At 64.0% G+C, this 21,610-nt stretch carries 15 protein-coding genes; 8 read left to right on the top strand and 7 right to left on the bottom strand.

Annotated elements, in window-relative coordinates; all coding sequences use genetic code 11:
- Positions 1-7: 7 nt before the first annotated feature.
- On the bottom strand, positions 8-1,342 hold the full coding sequence (locus tag Q4543_RS06495; protein ID WP_303436986.1) for a formimidoylglutamate deiminase: 1,335 nt from the start codon (positions 1,340-1,342) through the stop codon (positions 8-10).
- Positions 1,343-1,494: 152 nt separating this feature from the next.
- Here Q4543_RS06495 and hutI point away from each other — a divergent pair, with 152 nt between their 5' ends.
- From hutI to Q4543_RS06470, 5 genes are read left to right on the top strand one after another with little or no spacing between them, the layout of a single operon-like run.
- On the top strand, positions 1,495-2,679 hold the full coding sequence (gene hutI / locus Q4543_RS06490) for an imidazolonepropionase (protein WP_303436985.1): 1,185 nt from the start codon (positions 1,495-1,497) through the stop codon (positions 2,677-2,679).
- Positions 2,672-4,201 (top strand): histidine ammonia-lyase, encoded by a 1,530-nt coding sequence (hutH, locus tag Q4543_RS06485; RefSeq protein ID WP_303436984.1) that lies wholly within the window; start codon positions 2,672-2,674, stop codon positions 4,199-4,201. The genes hutI and hutH overlap by 8 nt, the downstream gene beginning before the upstream one ends.
- On the top strand, positions 4,201-5,013 hold the full coding sequence (hutG, locus tag Q4543_RS06480; RefSeq protein ID WP_303436983.1) for an N-formylglutamate deformylase: 813 nt from the start codon (positions 4,201-4,203) through the stop codon (positions 5,011-5,013). Before hutH ends, hutG begins: the two co-directional genes overlap by 1 nt.
- Positions 5,014-5,026: 13 nt before the next feature.
- Entirely contained in the window at positions 5,027-6,724 is a 1,698-nt protein-coding gene (hutU, locus tag Q4543_RS06475) for a urocanate hydratase (RefSeq protein WP_303436982.1), read from the top strand.
- Positions 6,721-7,257 carry a HutD family protein gene (locus Q4543_RS06470; RefSeq protein WP_303436981.1) on the top strand — a complete coding sequence of 179 codons (537 nt, stop codon included), beginning with the start codon at positions 6,721-6,723 and terminating at the stop codon, positions 7,255-7,257. Before hutU ends, Q4543_RS06470 begins: the two co-directional genes overlap by 4 nt.
- Before the next feature lie 2 nt (positions 7,258-7,259).
- On the opposite strand, the gene Q4543_RS06465 is transcribed toward Q4543_RS06470, so the two are convergent.
- The 6 genes from Q4543_RS06465 to Q4543_RS06440 form a co-directional block, all read right to left on the bottom strand.
- A complete protein-coding gene (locus Q4543_RS06465; protein ID WP_303436979.1) occupies positions 7,260-7,994 on the bottom strand; it encodes a UTRA domain-containing protein in 735 nt (244 codons plus the stop codon).
- 505 nt (positions 7,995-8,499) lie between these two features.
- Complete coding sequence (locus Q4543_RS06460) at positions 8,500-9,303, bottom strand: creatininase family protein (protein ID WP_303436978.1); 804 nt, start codon at positions 9,301-9,303, stop codon at positions 8,500-8,502.
- A gap of 54 nt (positions 9,304-9,357) precedes the next feature.
- Positions 9,358-11,046: an ABC transporter permease subunit gene (locus Q4543_RS06455; RefSeq protein ID WP_303436977.1), complete on the bottom strand. Its 1,689-nt coding sequence runs from the start codon at positions 11,044-11,046 to the stop codon at positions 9,358-9,360.
- The gene (locus Q4543_RS06450; protein WP_216001835.1) at positions 11,043-12,086 is read right to left on the bottom strand and encodes a PotD/PotF family extracellular solute-binding protein; all 1,044 of its coding nucleotides are present in this window, start codon (positions 12,084-12,086) and stop codon (positions 11,043-11,045) included. The genes Q4543_RS06455 and Q4543_RS06450 overlap by 4 nt, the downstream gene beginning before the upstream one ends.
- A 13-nt stretch (positions 12,087-12,099) precedes the next feature.
- Positions 12,100-13,128 (bottom strand): ABC transporter ATP-binding protein, encoded by a 1,029-nt coding sequence (locus Q4543_RS06445; protein WP_303436976.1) that lies wholly within the window; start codon positions 13,126-13,128, stop codon positions 12,100-12,102.
- A 484-nt stretch (positions 13,129-13,612) separates the two neighbouring features.
- Entirely contained in the window at positions 13,613-14,971 is a 1,359-nt protein-coding gene (locus Q4543_RS06440) for a LysR family transcriptional regulator (protein WP_303436974.1), read from the bottom strand.
- Between the two features lie 287 nt (positions 14,972-15,258).
- On the opposite strand from Q4543_RS06440, the gene Q4543_RS06435 reads away from it, so the two are divergent.
- Genes Q4543_RS06435 through yghX form a run of 3 tightly spaced genes read left to right on the top strand, consistent with a single transcriptional unit; the run spans position 15,259 to position 20,291 of the window.
- On the top strand, positions 15,259-16,326 hold the full coding sequence (locus tag Q4543_RS06435) for an efflux RND transporter periplasmic adaptor subunit (RefSeq protein ID WP_303436973.1): 1,068 nt from the start codon (positions 15,259-15,261) through the stop codon (positions 16,324-16,326).
- Positions 16,323-19,391, top strand: coding sequence for an efflux RND transporter permease subunit (locus Q4543_RS06430; RefSeq protein ID WP_303436972.1), 3,069 nt, complete (start codon positions 16,323-16,325; stop codon positions 19,389-19,391). The genes Q4543_RS06435 and Q4543_RS06430 overlap by 4 nt, the downstream gene beginning before the upstream one ends.
- Positions 19,392-19,403: 12 nt before the next feature.
- A complete protein-coding gene (gene yghX, locus Q4543_RS06425; protein WP_303436971.1) occupies positions 19,404-20,291 on the top strand; it encodes a YghX family hydrolase in 888 nt (295 codons plus the stop codon).
- The last annotated feature ends 1,319 nt before the right edge of the window (positions 20,292-21,610 follow it).

Here is a 21,610-nt window from a genome sequence, read left to right as displayed (position 1 = left end):
GCGCGGCTCAGGTGAGCACGTGCCGCAAGACGTCGGCAAACCGTGCCTGCACCGCATCGCGGTGAATGTGCCGCCCCGCGCGCACCACATGCGCCCCGGCTGCCCAGACATCGCTCACGGCGACATCGCGCCCGAAAATCCACCGATCGAGCAGCGCGTCGCCTTGCCCCAGCCCCAGCGGATCGGCCAGAGCGACCAGATCGGCCGGCGCACCTGAGGCGATGAGCGGAGCGGGTGCATCAAGCGCCTGCGCCCCGCCTGCGAGCGACGCATCGAACAGGTGACGCCCCGTCGATCCGCCTTCGGGGGCCAGCACATTTCGAGCGCGGGCGTGCAGGCGCTGACCATATTCGAGAACGCGCAATTCCTCCGCGACATCGATCCGCACATTCGAATCCGTGCCGATGGCGATCTTGCCGTCAGCCGCAAGGAATTCCGGTGCCGGAAACAGGCCATCGCCGAGGTTGGCTTCGGTCACGGGACACAGGCCTGCGACAGCTTTAGAGGCCGCGATGCGCTGCATTTCGGAGGCGGTCAGATGGGTGGCGTGGATCAGGCACCAATCGGCATTCACCTCGGCATGATCGAACAACCAGTCGACTGGACGCTGGCCGTAAAAGGCCAGACAGTCCTCGACCTCTTTGACCTGCTCCGAAATATGTATATGAATTTTCCGCCCCGGAAGCGCGCCGCAAAGTGCCGACAGCTCTTCGTGGCTCGTGGCGCGCAGCGAATGCGGCGCGAACCCGACACGGTCTTGCGGGCGCGCCAGACGCGCCTCGCAGCGCGCGACCAGTTCGACAAACCGATCTACAGAATGAATAAAGCGGCGCTGCCCGTCGCCCGGCGCCTGCGGGCCGAACCCGCCATGGGCGTAAAATACCGGCAGATGGGTCAGCGCGATCCCGGTCTGCTCTGCCGCCGCGAAAATCCGGTCCGACAATTCGGCAGGATTGTCGTAGGGGGTGCCATCTTTGCCGTGGTGCAGATAGTGGAATTCCCCAACGCGGGTGTATCCGGCTTCGAGCATCTCTACATAGGCCATTTCGGCCAGGGTACCGACATCCTCCGGGCTGACGCAGAGCGCGAAGCGATACATCATCTCCCGCCACGTCCAGAAACTTTCGCGCCCTGCGCTCCTGACCTCTGTCAATCCGGAATGGCCGCGCTGGAACGCATGGCTATGCACATTGGGCATGCCCGGGATCAACGTGGCGACGCGGGCATCGCCCGAACGTTGCGTGGCGCCAATTTCAACCGATCCGATGTGCCCGTCTGCAATATCGAGCCGAACATTGTTCTCCCACCCTGTCGGCAAGAGGGCCTTGTCCGCAAAAATCATATCTCGCTGCTCCGTTTTTGTCGGCACATCTCTGTAGACGCGTGAAAAGACATAGAATCGTCTTCCTTAGTGCCTTTTATTATGTATATACTTATAAAATCACAGCGCAAAGACCAAATCCCCGCAACCCCAACGGCGCACACAGGGAACCCATGTCCGACCCGATCCTTCTTTCAAACGCCCGCCTCTCCGCCGATGCCGCCGGTCTTGTCGATATTTCCATGCGAGACGGTCGCATCACTGCAATCGGTGCCGGGCTTGCACAGGACGGCCACGAGATTCTCGATTGCGAGGGACGGCTGGTCACATCCGGGCTGATCGATTGCCACACGCATATCATCCACGGCGGCGACCGAAGCGGCGAATTCGAAATGCGTCTCGAAGGCGCGACCTATCAGGACATCGCGCGGGCGGGCGGCGGGATCGTCTCCTCGGTCGCGGCCACCCGCGCGCTCGACCCCGAGGCGCTGGTGGCGGCCTCGTTGCCGCGCATTGACGCCCTGCTCTCGGAAGGCGTGACGACGCTCGAGATCAAATCGGGGTACGGGCTGTCGATCGCCTCCGAGCTCAACATGCTGCGCGCCGCCCGCCACGTCGAGGCCCTGCGCCCGGTCCGTGTCACCACCACATGGCTCGCGGCCCATTCCATGCCGAAGGATTTCGAGGGCTGCAAAACCGACTATATCCGTGACGTCGCCATCGCCGGGCTGATCGAGGCCCATGCCGAAGGACTGGTCGATGCCGTGGACGCCTTTTGCGAATCCATCGCGTTCTCTGCCGAAGACATCCGCCCCCTGTTCGACACGGCGCGCGAGCTGGGCCTTCCCGTCAAGCTGCACACCGAACAGCTCACCCGGTCGGGTGGCACGGCGCTTGCTGCCGAGTTCGGCGCGCTCTCCGTCGATCATTTCGAATATGCCGACGAGACAGACGTCGCCCAGATTGCCGCCTCCGGCAGCGTCGCGGTGTTGCTGCCCGGCGCCTATTACATGCTCAACGAAACGCAAAAACCGCCTGTCGCGGCGCTGCGCAAGGCCGGTGTGCCCATGGCATTGGCAACCGATTGCAACCCGGGAACCTCGCCGCTCTCCTCGCTTCTGACCACCATGAACATGGGCGCGGTGCTGTTCGGGCTGACGGTGCGCGAATGTCTGGATGCAGTCACGGGTCACGCGGCTCAGGCGCTCGGTCGCGCGGGCGACATCGGCGTTCTGGCACCCGGCGCATCTGCGGATCTGGCAATCTGGAACGTCGAACGCCCCGCGCAGCTTGTCGCGCGTCTTGGCCACCACCCCCTTCACAAACGTATCTTCAAAGGAGCCGTCGTTCATGGCTGAAGTGCTTATTCCCGGGCAGGTGTCTTTGCGGACCCTTGCCGACATCTACTGGAACGCAACCGATGTGGTGCTCTGCGACTCCGCCTATCCCGGCATCGAGCGCGCCGCGGCGCGCATCGCCGAAGTGGCCGCGGGAAACGCACCGGTTTACGGCGTCAACACCGGCTTCGGCAAGCTGGCCTCGATCCGGATCGAAAGCGCGGATGTGGCGACGCTTCAGCGCAACCTGATCCTCAGCCATTGCTGCGGGGTCGGGACACCGCTCTCGCCCGAAGTCGTGCGCCTCGTTATGGTGCTGAAACTCATGTCGCTCGGGCGCGGCGCTTCGGGCGTTCGCCGCGACATCATCGACATCATGCAGGCGATGCTCGCCGCAGGGGTCCTTCCTGTCATCCCGGAGAAAGGCTCTGTCGGAGCCTCCGGAGACCTCGCCCCGCTGTCACATATGGCCGCGGCGATGATCGGAGAAGGCGAAGCCTTTTATCAAGGCGAGCGTCTTGCCGCCCGCGATGCGTTGTCGCGCTGCGGCCTTTCGCCCGTGACCCTCTCGGCCAAGGAAGGCCTCGCGCTGATCAACGGCACGCAGGTCTCCACGGCGCTGGCGCTCGCCGGTCTGTTCCGCGCCGAGCGCGCGTTGCAAGGCTCGATCGTGACGGGGGCGCTGTCGACCGATGCCGCCATGGGCTCCACCGCGCCGTTTGCCGAGGAAATCCACACCCTGCGCGGTCATAGCGGTCAGATCGAAGTTGCGGCGACCCTGCGCAATCTTCTGGCGCAGTCCGAAATCCGCGCCAGCCATGCCGACAATGACGAGCGTGTTCAGGACCCTTATTGCCTGCGCTGCCATCCGCAGGTCTCGGGCGCCTGCCTTGACCTTCTGCGTCAGGCGGCAAGCACGCTTGAGATCGAGGCCAACGCCGCCACCGACAACCCGCTGGTCCTGTCCAATGGCGATGTGGTTTCCGGCGGAAACTTCCATGCCGAGCCAGTCGCCTTTGCCGCCGATATGATCGCCCTCGCCGTGGCCGAGATCGGCTCGATCGCGCAACGCCGGATTGCCATGCTGGTCGATCCAGCGCTGAGCTTTGGCCTGCCGGCCTTCCTGTCGCCGAAACCAGGCCTCAACTCCGGGCTGATGATCGCCGAGGTGACCTCTGCCGCGCTGATGAGCGAGAACAAGCAGCTGTCGCACCCGGCCTCGGTCGACTCGACCCCGACATCGGCCAATCAGGAAGACCATGTGTCCATGGCCTGCCACGGCGCCCGCCGCCTGCTGCAAATGACGCAGAACCTGTTCCACATCATCGGGATCGAGGCGTTGACCGGCGCGCAGGGCATCGAATTGCGGGGCCCGCTGACCACCTCCGCGCCGCTTTGCGCCGCGATCACCGTGCTGCGCGAAGACGTCGCCGCCATCGTCAACGACCGGCTCATGGCGCCGGACCTTGAAGCGGCGGCGGAGCTGGTTCACTCGGGCAAACTGGCCCGCTCGGTCTACGACCTGCTGCCCGAGGTGTTCTGATGGATCCGGTTCGGATTACACGTGGCAACAGCCCGCTTGTTCTAAGCTCGCCCCATACCGGCACCTATGTGCCCGATGACATCCGGGCCAAGCTCAACGACGAGGGGCAGCGCCTGCGCGACACCGATTGGCATATCGAAAAACTCTATGCGGGGCTGATCCCCGATGCGACATGCGTTCAAGCCACCTTCCATCGCTATGTCATCGACGCCAACCGCGACCCGTCGGGGAAATCGCTCTATCCGGGGCAGACGACCACGGGTCTGGTGCCGCTTACCACCTTCGACAACACGCCGATCTGGCGGGAGGGCGAAGAGCCCGACGCCACCGAGGTTGCCCGCCGCACGGCGCAATTCCATGCCCCGTATCATGCCGCGCTCGCGGCCGAGCTGGCGCGGGTGAAGGCGATCCATGGCTATGCGGTGCTTTATGATTGCCACTCGATCCGGTCGGTCATTCCATGGCTCTTCGAGGGCACCCTGCCCGATTTCAACATCGGCACCGATGGCGGGCGCACCTGCGACCCCCGGATCGAGGCAGCCGCCCATGCGGGCACGCAGGCGACAAGGCGCACAGAGGTTCTAAACGGTCGTTTCCGCGGCGGCTGGACCACCCGCCACTACGGCCAGCCCTCTCAAGGGATCCACGCGATTCAGATGGAACTGGCGCAGGCGTCGCATCTGGCGAGCGAAGAGCCCCCATTTGCCCTGAGCGAGGCGAAATGCGCAATTCTGCGACCGCAGCTCACCGATATTCTGACCCGAATCCTGCACGCCGCGGCCGAGGCCGCAAGACATGCCCCCCAGCACTGAAAGGCCCGAAAAGATGACCAATCCCCGTCACAATCAACGCGACATCTTCCCGCCCACCGGGACCGAACTCAACGCAAAAAGCTGGCTCACCGAGGCGCCGCTGCGCATGCTGATGAACAACCTGCATCCCGATGTGGCCGAGAACCCGCATGAGCTTGTCGTCTATGGCGGCATCGGGCGCGCCGCGCGCACATGGGAAGACTTCGATGCCATCGTCGCGGCGCTCAAGGATCTTGAGGCCGACGAGACCCTGCTCGTGCAATCGGGCAAACCCATTGCCATCGTGCGCACCCATCCCGATGCGCCGCGCGTTCTGATCGCCAACTCGAACCTCGTGCCGAACTGGGCCAATTGGGAGCATTTCAACGAATTGGATAAAAAAGGCCTGATGATGTACGGCCAGATGACCGCCGGGTCGTGGATCTACATCGGCGCGCAGGGCATCGTTCAGGGCACCTATGAAACCTTCGCCGAAGCGGGCCGTCAGCATTATGGCGGCGACCTTACCGGCAAGTGGATCCTGACCGGCGGGCTGGGCGGCATGGGCGGCGCGCAGCCGCTGGCCGCGGTCATGGCCGGGGCCTGCTGTTTGGCGGTGGAATGCGACGAGACCCGCGCCGATTTCCGTATCCGCACCCGCTATTGCGATGAAAAGACCCATGATCTTGACGAAGCGCTGGCGATGATCGAGCGCTGGACTAAGGCGGGCGAGGCGAAATCCGTGGCCCTGATCGGCAATGCCGCCGATGTCTTCCCCGAGATCCTGCGCCGCATGCAGGCGGGCGAAGCGCTCCCCAATGCGCGCCCCGATATCGTCACCGACCAGACCTCGGCCCATGACCCGTTCCACGGCTATCTGCCGACCGGCTGGAGCGTCGCCGAATGGCGCGAGAAACAGGAAAGCGATCCGGAAGCGGTGAACCGCGCCGCGCGGGCCTCGATGAAGGATCACGTCGAAGCCATGGTCGGCTTCTGGAACGCCGGTGTGCCGACCCTCGATTATGGCAACAACATTCGCCAGATGGCGCAGGAAGAAGGGCTCGAAAACGCCTTTGCCTTCCCCGGCTTCGTGCCCGCCTATATCCGTCCGCTGTTTTGCAAAGGCATCGGACCGTTCCGCTGGGCGGCGCTCTCGGGCGATCCGGAAGACATCTACAAGACCGATCAGGCGATGAAGGAGCTGTTCCCCGAGAACGAACATCTGCACCGCTGGCTGGACATGGCGCGCGAGCGCATCGCCTTTCAGGGGCTTCCCGCGCGGATCTGCTGGATCGGCCTTGGCGATCGTCACCGGGCTGGCCTCAAGTTCAACGAGATGGTCGCCAGTGGCGAGCTGAAAGCCCCGGTGGTGATCGGGCGCGATCATCTGGATTCCGGCTCGGTCGCCTCGCCCAACCGCGAAACCGAATCCATGCGCGACGGCTCCGATGCCGTCTCCGACTGGCCGCTTCTCAACGCGCTGACCAACACCGCCTCTGGCGCGACATGGGTGTCGATCCACCATGGCGGCGGCGTCGGCATGGGCTTCTCGCAGCACTCCGGCGTGGTGATCTGCGCCGACGGCACGCCCGAGGCCGCCAAGCGGCTGGAACGCGTGCTGTGGAACGATCCGGCCTCGGGCGTCTGGCGCCATGCCGATGCGGGCTACCCCGAGGCGATTGAATGTGCAAAGGCACATGGCCTGCGCCTGCCGCGGATCCTCGGATCATGAGCAAGATCTACCCGGGGGTGGAGCGTCGCTTCACCCCTTGGAAAAACGGCGGCGGCGAGACCGCCGAGATCCTCTGCAAGCCAGAGGGCTCCGGGTTCGACAATTTCGACTGGCGGATCAGCACTGCGAAGGTCGGCCAATCCGGCCCCTTCTCGACCTTTCCCGGCATCAACCGGGTGCTCACGGTGATCGAGGGCGGTGCGATGCGTCTAACCTTTTCCGATGGCCAGATCATCGATTGCCAGCCGGACGGGGTGCCGCATTGCTTTTCGGGAGAGACGCCCTGTGTCGCTGAGCTACGCGGCGCAGAGCTGCTCGATCTGAACCTGATGGTGCGCGCGCCCCTGACCGGCGCGGTCTATCAAAGCGGCGCGCACGTCCCGGGCGACGCTCTCTTGGCCTGTTATCTTTTTGCGCTGGATGACATGCCCTGTTTCGGGTTGAACCGGCACGATCTTCGGGAGCTGCCGCTTGCCAGCGTCACCGTGCCTGACAACGCGCTTGTCCTGACGATCCGGCGCGGGAACGGCTGAGCTCAGACGCCGAACTTCCCGTCGAACTCAGCGATCAGCTGATGCGCTTCACCGGGATAGAGCAATCGCGCGCAGGTCACCCAATGGGCATCGATCTGCGTGCGACGCAGCATTTCGAGACAGGCCGCGCCCACCGGCAACTCCAGTAGCGTCGCGTCGCGCCCCGATACATTGAGCGCCCGCACATGGTGCCGCGCCTTGGTCCACGGGATGGTTTTCAAAAGCCAGGATCCCGGCACCTCCTTGTTGAAATCGACGCTCATGGCATCGGGCACCAATGTGGTGTTGATCACCCGCGTTTCGAGACAGAAGGGCTCATCGTTCGAATAATGCAGCCCCTGAAGGAACAGCGATTTGTCCTGTGCCTCGTCTTCGTTCAAGCTTAGAAGACGACGGTCTTGTGCATTTCCGGCGCGGCTTTCGCAGGACTGCAGAGACCATTTGTACCGCCGCCCAAGCGCAGCGACCTCCTCTGCGATATTGTTGATCGCAAGCACAGCAGATTCCGCGCGCGGCTGCGCCACGACCGTGCCGATACGCTTACGCCGGATCACGTAGCCTTCGGAAGCAAGGCGGATCATCACCTTGTTCATGGTCATGCGAGAGACGCCATATTGCTCTGCCAGCTCGGTCTCTTTGGGAAGCAGGAAGCCCGGCGGCCAGGTGCCATCGATGATCTTACGAGAAAATTCATTCAGAATTCGGCCATGCAGCGTTTCCGACTTTTCTCTTGCCATTCGACTTCTCGTCTTACTCAACGGTTTCGTACGTCCCCGTCATAGAAGAGAACATGACCTCTCTTATCCAGATACCTTGGCAGGGTGCCCAAGTATATACTTCGTTTATTTCTGAAGCCGCTGAACCGGCGGCTGCAATGGCGTGTGATGAATTCTACTGGCACTGTAAATTAAACCGGCCATGCGCAGGTTCAGGTTCAGGGGAAACCGGACTTACAGCCAGACGCCATCGGCAATCACGCCATACAGGAAGTGGTGGCGGCGATAGAGGCGGGCGTTGGTCATGCCACCGTTTACGCGGCCAGCCGCATTCATTTTACGGTCCCGCGGAACGGGATCGCCATTCGCCGCCCCCGCGTGGGTGCCATTCGCGTTCAAGCAGAGCAGCTCTTCACCGATCAGCGCCGTTCCCGGGGCAACGGCCGAGCTTCACGCGAGATCCTCGCGATACCGGGTGGAAAGGCCACTCCCACCCGGGTCGATCATATCGAATGACGGGCGGTGTCTACCCCCATTCAGGCGCGTTCGCGAGCTGGGCAAGCGGGACGCGGGCAATGTCCTCGAAGGCTTCCAGAATGCGCTCGACGGCGTGGTCAAGCGTCGCTTCGCCCTTCTCTGCCGTCGCGAGCGAGGCATTCCCGCAGGCGCCGCCCGGATTCATGTCCTGCACCTGCCATGCGGGTTTGATCGCGCTCTGCAGGCCCATGTTGCGATAGTTTGCGTCCCAGTCCTGCGCGGTGGAAGTGAAGTCGCGCGCCTTTTCCATGACGACATTTTCCGGGTCGAGGGCGAGCATGACAGAGGTTTCCATGTCGCCAGCATGGATGCCGTAGCGCCGTTCGCTGTCGGTATAGAGTCCGTCGGGCATCCCGAAACCGGACCACGCCATGCAAAAGACCAGCATGTCGCAGCGAACGCGCAGTTCGCGCGCGACGATATCCATGACGCTGATGTTGCCGCCGTGACTGTTGAGCAGGACCATCTTGCGCACGCCAGAGCGGGCGACGCTTTCGCCGATCTCGATCCACATGGCGATCAGCGTCGCGGCGGAATGGGTCAGCGTGCCCGGATAGCGCAGATGCTCGTTGCTCTTGCCGATGGCCTGAAAGGGCAGGAACAGAACCGGGCTGTCCTCGGGCAGTCGCTCGGCGAGGCGGGCAACGATCCCCGAACCGATCGTGGTGTCGACCGAAATCGGCAGGTGCGGGCCGTGCTGTTCCGTGGCGCCCACCGGCAGCACCGCGATGAGCTTGTCATGGTCCAGCTTTGCAAAGGCTTCGCTGGTGTAATCCGACCAGTAATGTTTCAACGGTGTTCTCCAGAATTGGGCGTCAGGGGCCATGCCCCCGACGCGCAGGTTTGCTTAGCAGGCGTAAAGCCTGTCGAGCCGGATCCGCCGCCCCACGATGCCGAGCGTCACGATGGTCAGCACGATCAGGATGGCCGAGATCGCATGCGCCGTCGGTTCGAGCGCGAAGGTCGCCTCTGAATAGATGCGGACCGGCAGCGTCGTCGTCCGGGCAGTGGTCAGGAAGCTGGTGACGGTGACCTCGCCGAAACTCATCAGGAAGCCGACGATCCCGGCGGCGAAGAAACCGGGGGCCAGCCCGGGCAGGACAACCAGAAGGAACTGGCGCACCGGGCCTGCGCCCAAGCTGCTTGCGGCCTCTTCCTGTGCACGGTCCAGTTGCAGGACCGACGCGGTCAAAAGCGTGATCACGAAGGGCAGCATCACCACCACGTGGATGGCGCCCATGCCAAGGAAGGGCGGGATCATGTAATAGACCTGCAGCAGCTTCAGCATGCCGACCCCAACCGCGATATGCGGCAGCGACAGCGGCAACAGCCAGAACGCCAGCAGACCGCTTCGCCCGCGAAACGGGTATCGGGCCAGAGCAAAGGCGGCAGGCAGGGCAAGCGACACGGCGATCACCGTGGCCACCACCGCGAGCTTGACCGAGACCATGAAGGCGGCGGTGTAATTGCCGTTGAACAGGACCGCCTCGTACCATTTCAGGGTAAAGCCCTTGAACCCGGCAGCGGTGGCCAGCGGCACGTCGTTGAAGCTCTGGATGCAGACCAGCGCAAGCGGCAGCAGCAGCAGGCCGAGACTTGCCGCCAGCAGCAGCCGTGCAAGGGTTGGGCCGACGACCTCCGCGACGCAGATCAACCAGTGCGGAAGCGCAATCGGCTCGCTGGGTTTGCCCGATGTCCAGGGCATCATGCGATTGAGCGCCAGCGTGCAAAGCCCGGCGAAGGCCAGTCCAAGCACGGTCATGGTCAGCGCAAGGGCCGAGGCCATGGGAGCGTTGAGGTTCGAGATCGCCTCTTTCAGAACCAGCATGCCGATGGTCCAGACCTTGCTGCCGCCCAGCAGGGTGGCGGACACATAGGCGGTGGTCGACATCAGGAAGACCATGATCACCCCGGCGCGCAGCCCGGGAAGCGACAGCGGAAGATCGACGGTAAGGAACCGCACCACCGGCGAGGCGCCAAGGCTTTCGGCGGCTTCATGCACGCGCGGCGAGGTGCTTTGCATCGTGTCGTAAAGCGCAAGCACAAGGAAGGGCATGAAGACCTGAGCCAGTCCTATGGCGACGGCACCGTGGGTAAAGAGCATGGTGCGCGCCTGCGGCAGCCCCAGAAAATCCAGAATGACGTTGATCAGCCCGTCCGGAGACAGCAGCAGCATGATCCCGAGCGAGCGCACCACGACGTTGGTCAGCAACGGGATCAGGATCACCCCAAAGGCCAGTGCCCGCCATTTGCCGGGCATCCGCGTCAGCCAGAAGGCCAGCGGATAGCCCAGAAGCGCGGAGAGCACGGTGACTCCGGCCCCCAGCAGCACGGTTTCCAGAATGACCCCGAGGTAAAAGCCATCCCCCAGCACCAGCGCGAATTGCGCAAGCGAAGGCGGTTGGATCAGCGGGCCGAACGGGTCCGGCACCGCGTGCAGCGACAGCAACACAACGGCGATTACCGGCGCGGCGAAGGCCAGCAGCAGCCACAGAGTGACCGGCGCTGCTAGCGCCGGTCCCATCCATTTGTTCATCCTGCGATTTCCCGGTCAAACTTCGACTGCCAAGCCGACCGGTTGGCATTGATGTAGTCCCAGTCAAAATCGTTCATCTGCGCGACCTCTTCCGGCCCCATGACCTTGCCCTTCAGCTCTTCGGGGATGGTCACGTTGCTGACGGTGGGCGAATAATAGGTCTCGCGCGCATAGGCCAGCATGCAGGGCTCGGAGAGATGCAGGTTGATCCACTCTTCGGCAAGCACCTGATTTTTCGTGCCCTCGGTGATGCAGGCAACGTTCATGGCCATGGCTGTGCCCTCGATCGGCTCGGCGATGGCGATGTTCGGGTTGCGGCTTTCCTGATACTTGCGGGTAAAGCTCGCGAACTCGACCGACAGATCGCAAATGCCCTGATCGAACATCTCGAAAAGCTGCGCCTGACTGGATTGGATCGCGGCCAGCGGCTTTAGCTCCGCCACCTTGGCGATCACCTTGTCATAGTCCTTTTCGGTCCAGCCAAAGGCCTTGGCGGTCATCATCAGCGCCGACACCCCCTCGGCCCCCAGACCCTGCGGCCAGGCGATGCGGCCCTGCCATTCGGGGTTCCAGATGTCCTTCCACGAAGTGATCGGCGCGCTGGCCTTGGTCTTGTCATAGACGATGGTGCAGGGGTTGAAGGCAACGCCGTAGCCGCCCAGTTTGGCCGCATCATAAAGGTTTTCGTATTGCGGCACGGCAGAGGTCGGGGCTTGCGTGACCTTGTCCTTCACCGCCTGACGGCTCTCGTAGATGTTGAGGTAGAGGATATCAAAGCTGGGGCGACCGCGCTCGGCATAGGCGCGGGCGCGACGGTCGACCGTGCCGCCAAGCACGTAGCTGACCTTGCAGCCGTATTTCTCGACCAGCGGCTTTTCGCAATATTCCTTGACCAGCTTCTCCTGAGTGCCGCCCCAGATGCCGACGACAAGCTCGTCGCCGGGCTTGGGCTGTGCCGAGGCGCTGCGCACGAAATGAAACGGTGCGACAACACCCGCGCCAAGGGCGAGCTTGCCGAAGGTCCGTCTGGAAAATGTCATGGGGAGTCTCCTGTCAGATGAAAGTGGCGGCACCGGGCAGCGCGGTGATGCTGCAGGTGGTGCCAACGGGGGGTGGGGTGAGGTCGGATGGGGTAATCACGCGGATCATCCCCGAGAGCGTCTCGATTTCGGTCTCGAAGGTCTCGCCAAGGTAGGCGACACTTTTCAGCTCGCCCAGAACAGCCAGCGGACCGCCCGGCGCCCCGCTCAGGCGCAGACGCGCCGCGCGCAGGACGATGGAGGTGGCGCCCTCGGGCGCGCCCTGACAGCTAAGGCCCGGCGCGGTGAACACGCCGTTCTTGACCGTGCCCTTCACCACCGTGCGCGCGCCAAGGAATTCGGCCGAGAACGCCGATGTCGGGGCATCGCAAAGCTGGCGCGGCGCGCCAAGTTCGCGGATCAGCCCGCCTTCCATCACCGCGACCCGGTCCGACATCGCCAGCGCTTCCTGCTGATCATGGGTCACAAAGATGGTGGTGATCCCAAGACGCTGCTGAAGCGATCGGATCTCGTCGCGCATCTCGCCGCGCAGGTTGGCATCCAGATTGGACAGCGGCTCATCGAGCAAAAGCAATTCCGGTTCGACAACCAGCGCGCGGGCAAGCGCGACCCGCTGTTGCTGCCCCCCCGACAGCTGCGCGGGATACCGGTCGGCAAAGGCACCAAGGCCGACGGTTTCAAGCCCGGCTCTGGCCTTGTCGCGGCAATCGGTCTTGGAGAAATGCCGCATCCTGAGCCCGAACCCGACATTGCCGAGCACCGTGAGGTGGGGAAACAGCGCGTAGGATTGAAAGACCACGCCGATGTTGCGCTGGTGCGGCGGTTTGCGGGTGATGTCCTTGCCGCCCAGCAGGACCGAGCCTTCGCTGGGGGGAACAAATCCGGCAATCATCCGCAGGGTGGTGGATTTGCCGCATCCGGACGGGCCGAGCAGCGACAACAGTTCGCCCTTGGGTATTTCAAGACTGAGACGATCCACCGCGCGGGTCTGGCCGTAGGTCGCGGTCAGTCCGTTCAGGACAAGGTGGGTGTTGTTTTGCATTGAAAGCTGCGCTCCTGAGGCGTGACGTTCCGGGGGTGGCCGCTCTGCGAGCCGGACCCGGCATCGCGGCGAATTGGGCCGGTGGTCGGCAATTGGCGCCCAACGGGGGCGGAGAGGTTTTTGAGCCTACGCCCGAGATTTAGGCGCACTTGATCATTCAAGTGGCAATACAGAAAGGGTCTGAGGCGCGACACGTCCCATGATCTGGCTCGAATCGGGCCAATGTCCGGACACCCCACATCGCGTTTCACGCCGATCCCGCCAAGCCCGCGACCGAGATGCGAGCATCGGCACCAAGACCGCCCGGCCCAGCCACCCAAAGCTTTCTGCAGGCCAAATGCTGGAAAACAGGGGGGATGCGCGGCATTCTGATCTCGCTTGTCAGCCGGACAGAACACCGTGTCCTGTGCAGATGCGGCGAGAATGCGCCCCGCCAGACAGCGGAACAACGCAGGCAAGGCTTATGTCTGGTATAAGGCTGGCGTTATACCCCCAGTTCAGACCCGGCATTTTCAGCGCAGGTTTCGGCCTCGGCGGACAGCATGTGCCTGTCAGCCTGCCGCGCGACATCCCGAACCAGTTGGCGCAGCCACCGGTGCTGCTCTCCGTTTTGCACACGCTCGTGCCAGAGCATGTGAACCTGCATCTGCTCCAGCTCGACGGGGGCTTTGAAAACGCGAAGCTTGCCCTCGCCGAATGCCTCCGCGATATAAGTCGCGTAGGGCGTGCCGGTCGTGAAAACGAGATCGCTGCTTTTCAGAAGCTCTGGGATCTGGGCATATTCCGGGACAGACATCATCACGCGGCGGCGAACACCGACCTTTGCCAATCTGCTGTCGATCGGGCTGTAAAGCGCATTGGTGATCGGCGTGGGTGAGACATGATCGCAGTCGACGTAATCCTTCATTGTCAGCCCCTTGCGGCGCGCAAACGGATGCTGCGTTCGCATCAGGCAAGAGATGCCGCACTGCAGGAGCGGCGCAGATCGCAGGCTGCCCCTCGGGGCGGGCCAGCTGGAAATCACCAGATCGACGCCCTGCTCCAGCTCCTTCGCAAGATCGGCGTTTTCCGACGGGGCAAAGAAATCCACCGCCAACCCCGGGGCTTCGGCCCGAAGCCTTGCGCCGATCGCAGGGACGAGAAAACCGCCAAAGCAATTCACCACGAGGATCCGGATCCGCCCCTCGGCTCGAAACGGATCGAACCTGTCCTCGCTTCCGACCAGCTCGGCCAGTTTCTCAAGCGTCTCGGCGATCAGATCGGCAACCTGTTCGCCCCGCACCGTCGGCACGAGGCTTTGCCCGGACCGTACCAGAAGCGCATCGGCGAAAACCACGCGGGCTTTCTTCAGGCTTGCGCTCACGGCGGGCTGGCTGGTCCCCAGCATCATTGCGACCCGCGACACGTTTCTTTCGCGCAGCAGAAGCAAGGTCGTGCGCAACAGCCGCACGTCAATCCCGTTGATCAGACCTTCGTCCATTTCGTTGCCTTTGATGCCGATGCATGGGGGTATGCCCAAGGGTTTCGATGGCAAGACAAAGCTCCGAAGGACGACGAGACGGTCGTTCAATGTAAGCTCAGCTTGCAGGCCGCCAGATAGCCGAGGCTCTGGCCTGTGTGCAAATCGCGCAGGCACCGGCAGTTTGCGAACCGGCTGGCGCCGGATGCTCTGCCTTGCTGGTAAGCGAGGCGAACGAAGATGGCCCACGCAGAGCTGCGCCTGCGCGACACAGCGCGTATTGCACAGGCCAGCGACCGGCATCGCTTTACCGTCCATCGCAGGATCAGGCGCGACATTTTCCCAGACAACGAGCAGTTGGATCCGACCGGCGCGCCCCGTCAACGACGGCGATGATGACGCCAAGACAGCGGTGCATGCGCTGGAATGGCCCGCAATGCCTGTCGGCTATGCACTCCGCCCGGCAATTGCGACCGCTGGCCCAAACCATGGCGCGCGTCCCATTGCCCACAGCCAGACGGTGGTTTTATACGCAACCCGCCAGTCTTTGGCCAAGCCGAAGCCGCCGCCGATCCGTACACGTTAATTTATATTGCCGCGAGGCGTCGCCACATTCATTCTGCGCGGGGAATAGGCGACGTTCCTGCCTCGGTACCCACCCGGAGACAGCCATGAAAGCCTTGCGTATCCTGTTTGCCATCGTCCTGATCGCAGCGGCCAGCCTTGGCGGCTTTGTGCTCACCGGCGATATGGTCGCGGCGACCGACAGCGCCGGCGGCGCGCGCGGCCGTGGTCCGACCGCCGTGCGCACCGCCCCGGCCCAGACCTTGCGCTTTGCCGAAACCGTCGAGGCGGTCGGCACCGCCCGCGCCCGCGAGGCCGTGGTGCTGCACCCGCTGGCGGCGGGCCGCGTCACCGAGATTGCCTTTGCCCCCGGCCAGTCGGTCGCGACGGACGATGTGCTGCTGCGGCTCGACGATGCCGAGGCCCGCGCCAACCTCACCGCCGCCGAGGCGACGCTGGCCGAAACTCGGGGCAACTACGCCCGTCTGCAAGGGCTGGCCCGCAGCGGCAGCGCCACCGAGGCCAATCTCGAAGCCGCCCGCGCCGCCATGCTGCGCGCCGAGGCGGCACAGGCGCTGGCGCAAAAGACGCTCGATGACCGCAGCCTGACCGCGCCCTTTGCCGGGGTCGTCGGCTTTACCGATCTTGCCCGGGGGCAGCTGGTCGACAGCGCCTCGGTGGTGACCACGCTCGACGATCTGTCGGTGATCGAGGTCGCCTTTTCGGTGCCCGAACGCTATCTGTCGCGGCTGCAACCCGGGCTCGAGGTGCGGCTGACCTCTGCCGCCTGGCCGGATCGCAGTTTTACCGGCACCATCTCGGGCATCGACACCCGCATCGACGAGACGACGCGCTCGATCGCGCTGCGTGCAAAGGTGCCCAATGACGACCGGCTGCTGACCGCGGGCATGTTCCTGCGCGCCGCGCTGGTGCTTGATGAGCGCGACGCCCCCGCCGTGCCGGAACGCGCGCTGAGCGTGTCCGGGGCGCAGACCTTTGTGCATCTGAACGAGGGCGGCATCGCGCGGCGCCTCAGCGTCACCACCGGGCGGCTGGATGCAGGCATGATCGAGATCACCAGCGCCTTGCCCGAGGGCGCGCAGGTGATCACCAGCAACCTTGCAAACCTGTCGGACGGCGCGCCGGTGCAGGCAACAGAGGAGGTCGACGGATGAGCCTTCCCGATCTGTCGATCCGCCGGCCGGTGCTGGCGACGGTGCTCAACCTGCTGATCGTGCTGATCGGGGCCGTGGCGATTTCGCGGCTGCCGGTACGCGAGCTGCCATCTACCGATACCGCGCGAGTGACGGTCAGCGTCGATTACACCGGCGCCGCGCCGGATGTGGTCGACACCCAGATCGCCGCGGTGATCGAAGGGGCGCTGGCGGGGATCTCGGGGCTCCAGAGCATGGAGACCGAAAGCGAGCGGGGCCGTGCCCGCACCGTGCTGATCTTTGACAGCGCCGTGGACATCGACAGCGCCACCAACGATGTGCGCACCGCACTGGATCGCGCGGCGCGCGATCTGCCCGATGCCGCCGACGCGCCGCAGGTGCGCAAGAACGACAGCGAAAGCGATCCGGTGGTGCGCCTGTCGCTGGCTTCAAGCGAGATGTCGGCGCTCGAGCTGTCCGATTATGCCAATCGTTTCATCGTCGACCGGCTGGCGCGGCTGCCCGGCGTCGCCAATGCCTCTGTCTACGGCGAGCGCGCCCCCGCCATGCGGATCTGGCTGGATGCCGGGTTGATGGCGGCGCATGGGGTGACCACTGGCGACATCATCTCGGCGCTGGATGCCAACAACGTCGAATTGCCTGCGGGCGAGATCGAGACCGGCGCCCGTCAGCTGTCGCTACTGGCGCGTACCCGGTTCACCGGCCCCGAGGAATTTGCCAATCTTGCGGTGCGCGACGATGGCGCCCGCCCGCTGCGTCTTGGCGATGTGGCGCGCATCGAAGAGGCGCCAGAGGCATCGGAAAGCCTGTTCCGCTCCGATGGGGCGACGGGGCTGGGGCTTGGCATCCAGCCGCAGGCACAGGCCAACACCGTGGCGATCAGCCGCGCGATCAAGGCCGAGCTGGACCTGATCCGCCCCGGCCTGCCCAGCGGCATGTCGTTGACCATCACCACCGACGAGGCGCTGTTCATCCAGACCACCCTGAACGAGGTCAAGGACGTGTTCATCGAAGCGGTGCTTCTGGTGACGGCGGTGATTTTCCTGTTTCTTGGCTCGGCGCGGCTCAGCCTTGTGCCCATCGTCACCATCCCGGTGTCGATTCTTGGCGCAGGTCTGGCGATGCTGCTTCTGGGCTTTACCATCAATATCATCACCCTGTTTGCGATGATCCTCGCCATTGGCCTTGTGGTCGATGACGCCATTGTGGTGCTGGAAAACATCCAGCGCCACCGGGCGATGGGCTATTCCCCGCGCGAGGCGGCGCGGGCCGGGGCCAATCAGGTCAATTTCGCGGTGATCGCCACCACGGCGGTGCTGATCGCAGTGTTCCTTCCGGTCAGCTTCATGGACGGCGAGATCGGCCAGATCTTTGGCGAATTCGGCATCGTGCTGGCGGTGGCGGTGGTGGTGTCGGGCTTTACCGCGCTGACCCTGTCGCCGGTGCTGGCGGCGCGGCTGATGCCTGCCGAAGACAAGCCCAACCTGCTGACCCGCGCGGTCAACGCGGTGATCCGGGTGGTGGAGCGCGGCTATCGGCGCGGGCTGGGCGCGATGCTGAAACTGCCAGAGCTGCTGCTCGGCGGCACCGCCTTTGCCGTGGCGGCCTGCGCGGCGCTGTACCTTTCCCTGCCGCAGGAAGTGACGCCGAAAGAAGATCGCGGCCAGTTCCGCATCTATGTCACCGCGCCGCAGGGATCGTCGCTGGAGGTCACCGATGCCGCCGCCCGGCAGGTCGAGGCGGCGCTGCAGCCGCTGCGCGACCGCGGCGCGGTCAGCAATGTCACCACCATCGTCGGCATGTGGGGAGAGCTGCGCCGCGCCATGCTGTTCGTCAATCTCGTGCCATGGGACGAGCGCGACATCTCGGTGCAGGACGCCATGGCCGGCCTGCGCGCACCGCTGGCCGGGATCACCGATGTGCAGACATGGATGCGCCCGTCGGGTGGGCTTGGCATCGGTAGCGGTCGCGGCGGCTTGCAGTTCTTTCTTGGCGGGCCGGATATCGACACCGCCGCCGATTGGGCGAATTCACTGGCTGCGGTGCTTGAAGACGATCCCGACCTCAGCGGCGTCGAAGTCGGCCATGCCGCCGACCAGCCCGGCGCGACGCTAAGCGTTGATCGGCTGCGGGCACAGGATCTGGGGCTGGATGCGCAGACGGTGTCGAGCACGCTTCAGGTGCTGATCGCCTCGCGCACGGTCGGCGAGTTCAGCCGCGACGGGCGGCAATACCCGGTGGTGCTTCAGGCCGCGCCCGAGGATCGCGACGCGCCCGAGGATCTGATGTCGATCCTGCTGCGCAACGACCGCGGCGCGCTGATCCCGCTGTCGGCTTTTGCCAGCCTTGAAACCGCCGCCACGGTACCGTCGATCACCCGCTACGACCGGGTGCATTCGGTCGGGGTCGAATCCGACATGACCACCGGCGCCGATCTGGCGCAGGTCATGGCGCGGGTGCAGGCGGCGGTGGCCGATCTGCCCGCCGGGGCGACGCTGGCATGGGATGGGCAGGCGGCGGATTACCTGAAAAGCTCGGGCGACATGGGGATGGTCTTCGCCATGGCCATGGCCATCGTGTTTCTGGTGCTGGCGGCGCAGTTCGAAAGCTTCCGCACGCCGCTGACCATCCTGCTGACCGTGCCGCTTGGTCTTGGCGGGGCGGTGCTGACGCTGTGGCTGACCGGGCAGAGCATCAACATCTTCAGCCAGATCGGGCTGGTGCTGCTGGTCGGGCTGATGGCCAAGAACGGCATCCTGATGGTCGAGTTCAGCAACCAGCTGCGCGAAGAAGGCATGGCCCTGCGCGCCGCCGCCATCGAAGGCGCGGTGACCCGGCTGCGCCCGGTCACCATGACCACCGTTGCCACCATCCTTGGCGCGGTGCCGCTGGCCACTGCGACCGGGGCGGGGGCGGAAAGCCGCGTCGCCATCGGCATGGTGATCACCGGCGGGCTGGCGCTGGCCTTTGTGCTGACCCTGTTCGTCACCCCGGTGATCTATGTGATCGTCGAGGGCATCCTGCCCCGGCGCGATCCCGAACCGGACCCCGTACCGGCTCAATAAGGAGGAGAGACCATGACCAAGCGCATGACAGCCAAGGATTTCGCCCCGGAACTGCTCGAGCTTTATGATTTCTACGCCCACGGGCTGATCTCGCGGCGCGATTTTCTCGACCGGGCGGGCAAGTATACCGTGGCGGGAATGACGGCGGCGGCAGTGCTGGGCATGATGTCGCCCGATTACGCCATGGCCGAACAGGTCAGCTTCAATGACCCGGACATCACCCCCGAGTGGATCACCTATCCCTCGCCCAACGGGCATGGCGAGATGCGCGCCTATATGGTGCGGCCAAACGGCATGGACACCGCGCCGGGAGTGGTGGTGGTTCATGAGAACCGCGGGCTAAACCCCTATATTCAGGATGTGGCGCGGCGGTTGGCCAAGGCCGGGTTCATCGCCATGGCTCCGGACGGGCTGACCCCGATGGGCGGCTATCCGGGCAATGACGAAGAAGGCCGCGCCTTGCAGCAGCAGGTCGACCCCGAAAAGCTGATGAACGATTTCTTCGCCGCCATCGAATATCTGGCGGCGCAGCTCGAGGTGAGCGGCAAGGTCGGCATCACCGGCTTTTGCTACGGCGGCGGCGTAGCGAACGCGGCGGCGGTGGCCTACCCCGAACTTGGCGCGGCGGTGCCATTCTATGGCCGCCAGCCCGATGCGGCGGACGTGCCGAAAATCGAAGCGCCGATCCTGCTGCAGTACGGCGCGCTTGACGAGCGGGTGAACGCGGGCTGGCCGGCCTATCGCGAGGCGCTTGAGGCGAATGGCAAGACCTATGAGGCCTATATCTACGAGGGCGCAAACCACGGGTTCCACAACGATTCCACCCCGCGATACGATGCCGAAGCCGCAGAACTGGCCTGGTCGCGCACCATCGCGTGGTTCCGCAAATATCTGGGCTGACGCTGTCTACGACCTTTGCGCTTGCCCGCAAGGCGGCTGGGGGCGCTGCCCCCGTCTTTTTGCAAAGACTCCCCCGGGATATTTAGGGCCAGAAGAAACCCGGGGCGGTGCGCGGCTTGGATAACCGCTGATGCCCAAGTCTTCGGCACGCAGCACAACGCAGGGCGGGGAAATCAAGGCTCTCGTCGTCTTGGTCGGTCGCCCTCTTGATATGGCCAAGATGCGCAAGACTAAAGCTGGGGCGTGAACAGTTGGGGCTGCCGCGCAGCCAGCATTTTCCTGCCAGGCTCATGCCCCAAGGATTGCGCGATCATTCGGCATTCCCTAACTGGCGCATCCCGTCAGGTCATAGGACTGTTTCTTGAACTGCTCTGGGTTGAAATAGTGCCAGTCTTTCTTCGTCTGCAAGGGCGTGCTGCTGCCCCGGATCTGATTGTGGGCATTGCTGGCTTCAGGTCTGGAGAGGGCGGTGGGGCCCGGCCGCCAAGTCCTTGCCAGATTGGGAGTTGTGGCTTTGCAGCACCTTCTTGATGCGAGCCATAAGCCGCCCAATTGCCCGACAATGGGTTGTCTGCAAACCAAGAGTATCCGTTTTGGTCAAGTTGGGCTCTGGGTCCATTTGCGTTCTTCGCGGAGAAGGGCATATGCTGTGACAATCAGCTTGCTTATCACGGCCACGATAGCCAACTGCTTGCATTTTCCGGCTGATCCCAGCTGGTCATATTTCGCCTTCATGTCCGGGTTGAAGCGCGTTGTCACGATTGCAGGTAAATAGATTGCCCGCCCTAAAGACGCTCCCTGCCACGCCAGTTTTCCGATTTCCTCAACAGGGGTGCGAGTCCCGCAAGCGCTGCGGCCTGCTTGCTGCTCAGATACCCAAATTCATGTAGATCCGTGAGGATTGCCGGACCCGAACGTCAAAGGTCTGTCTGCCGATACGCTCACGCGGCTGAAATCCGACTGGGGGACGACTTGCGAGGCTGGCAGAAACGCGACCTTGGCGCTTGTTCTGTATCTGGGCTGACGGGGCCAGCCTCAATCCACGCATGTACAAGCAAAAACAATGTCTTCTGGTGAACACCGGGCTGGGGGCTACAGTCGCAAGAAGCGGCTGTCTCTGGCCGGCGGCGTCCGTGGACGTACCCAGATAGGCTATTGTAAGCCACGCGGCGCGGCCTGACGAAAGATCCCACTCTGGCCACAGACGAAGGGGCTTTGGGCGTCTGAATGGCTCTACGAGAGGATGATGTCCCAACTGATGGTGTAGCTCACGACGGGCCTCGCGCTCACCGGCGGGCCGAGCTTGTCAGTCGCGCTGC

This window comes from Salipiger sp. 1_MG-2023, from assembly GCF_030547555.1.
GTDB lineage: Bacteria > Pseudomonadota > Alphaproteobacteria > Rhodobacterales > Rhodobacteraceae > Salipiger.
Note: the sequence above shows the minus strand (reverse complement) of the source record. Positions and strands in the feature narration are given on the sequence as shown.

Excerpts from the sequence above, each read along its gene's own strand:
- Q4543_RS06495 (WP_303436986.1), bottom strand. The coding sequence starts at position 1,342 with ATGATTTTTGCGGACAAGGCCCTCTTGCCGACAGGGTGGGAGAACAAT.
- Q4543_RS06470 (WP_303436981.1), top strand. The coding sequence starts at position 6,721 with ATGAGCAAGATCTACCCGGGGGTGGAGCGTCGCTTCACCCCTTGGAAA.
- Q4543_RS06445 (WP_303436976.1), bottom strand. The coding sequence starts at position 13,128 with ATGCAAAACAACACCCACCTTGTCCTGAACGGACTGACCGCGACCTAC.
- hutH (WP_303436984.1), top strand. The coding sequence starts at position 2,672 with ATGGCTGAAGTGCTTATTCCCGGGCAGGTGTCTTTGCGGACCCTTGCC.
- Q4543_RS06435 (WP_303436973.1), top strand. The coding sequence starts at position 15,259 with ATGAAAGCCTTGCGTATCCTGTTTGCCATCGTCCTGATCGCAGCGGCC.
- hutG (WP_303436983.1), top strand. The coding sequence starts at position 4,201 with ATGGATCCGGTTCGGATTACACGTGGCAACAGCCCGCTTGTTCTAAGC.
- Q4543_RS06465 (WP_303436979.1), bottom strand. The coding sequence starts at position 7,994 with ATGGCAAGAGAAAAGTCGGAAACGCTGCATGGCCGAATTCTGAATGAA.
- Q4543_RS06430 (WP_303436972.1), top strand. The coding sequence starts at position 16,323 with ATGAGCCTTCCCGATCTGTCGATCCGCCGGCCGGTGCTGGCGACGGTG.
- Q4543_RS06450 (WP_216001835.1), bottom strand. The coding sequence starts at position 12,086 with ATGACATTTTCCAGACGGACCTTCGGCAAGCTCGCCCTTGGCGCGGGT.
- hutU (WP_303436982.1), top strand. The coding sequence starts at position 5,027 with ATGACCAATCCCCGTCACAATCAACGCGACATCTTCCCGCCCACCGGG.
- yghX (WP_303436971.1), top strand. The coding sequence starts at position 19,404 with ATGACCAAGCGCATGACAGCCAAGGATTTCGCCCCGGAACTGCTCGAG.
- Q4543_RS06455 (WP_303436977.1), bottom strand. The coding sequence starts at position 11,046 with ATGAACAAATGGATGGGACCGGCGCTAGCAGCGCCGGTCACTCTGTGG.
- hutI (WP_303436985.1), top strand. The coding sequence starts at position 1,495 with ATGTCCGACCCGATCCTTCTTTCAAACGCCCGCCTCTCCGCCGATGCC.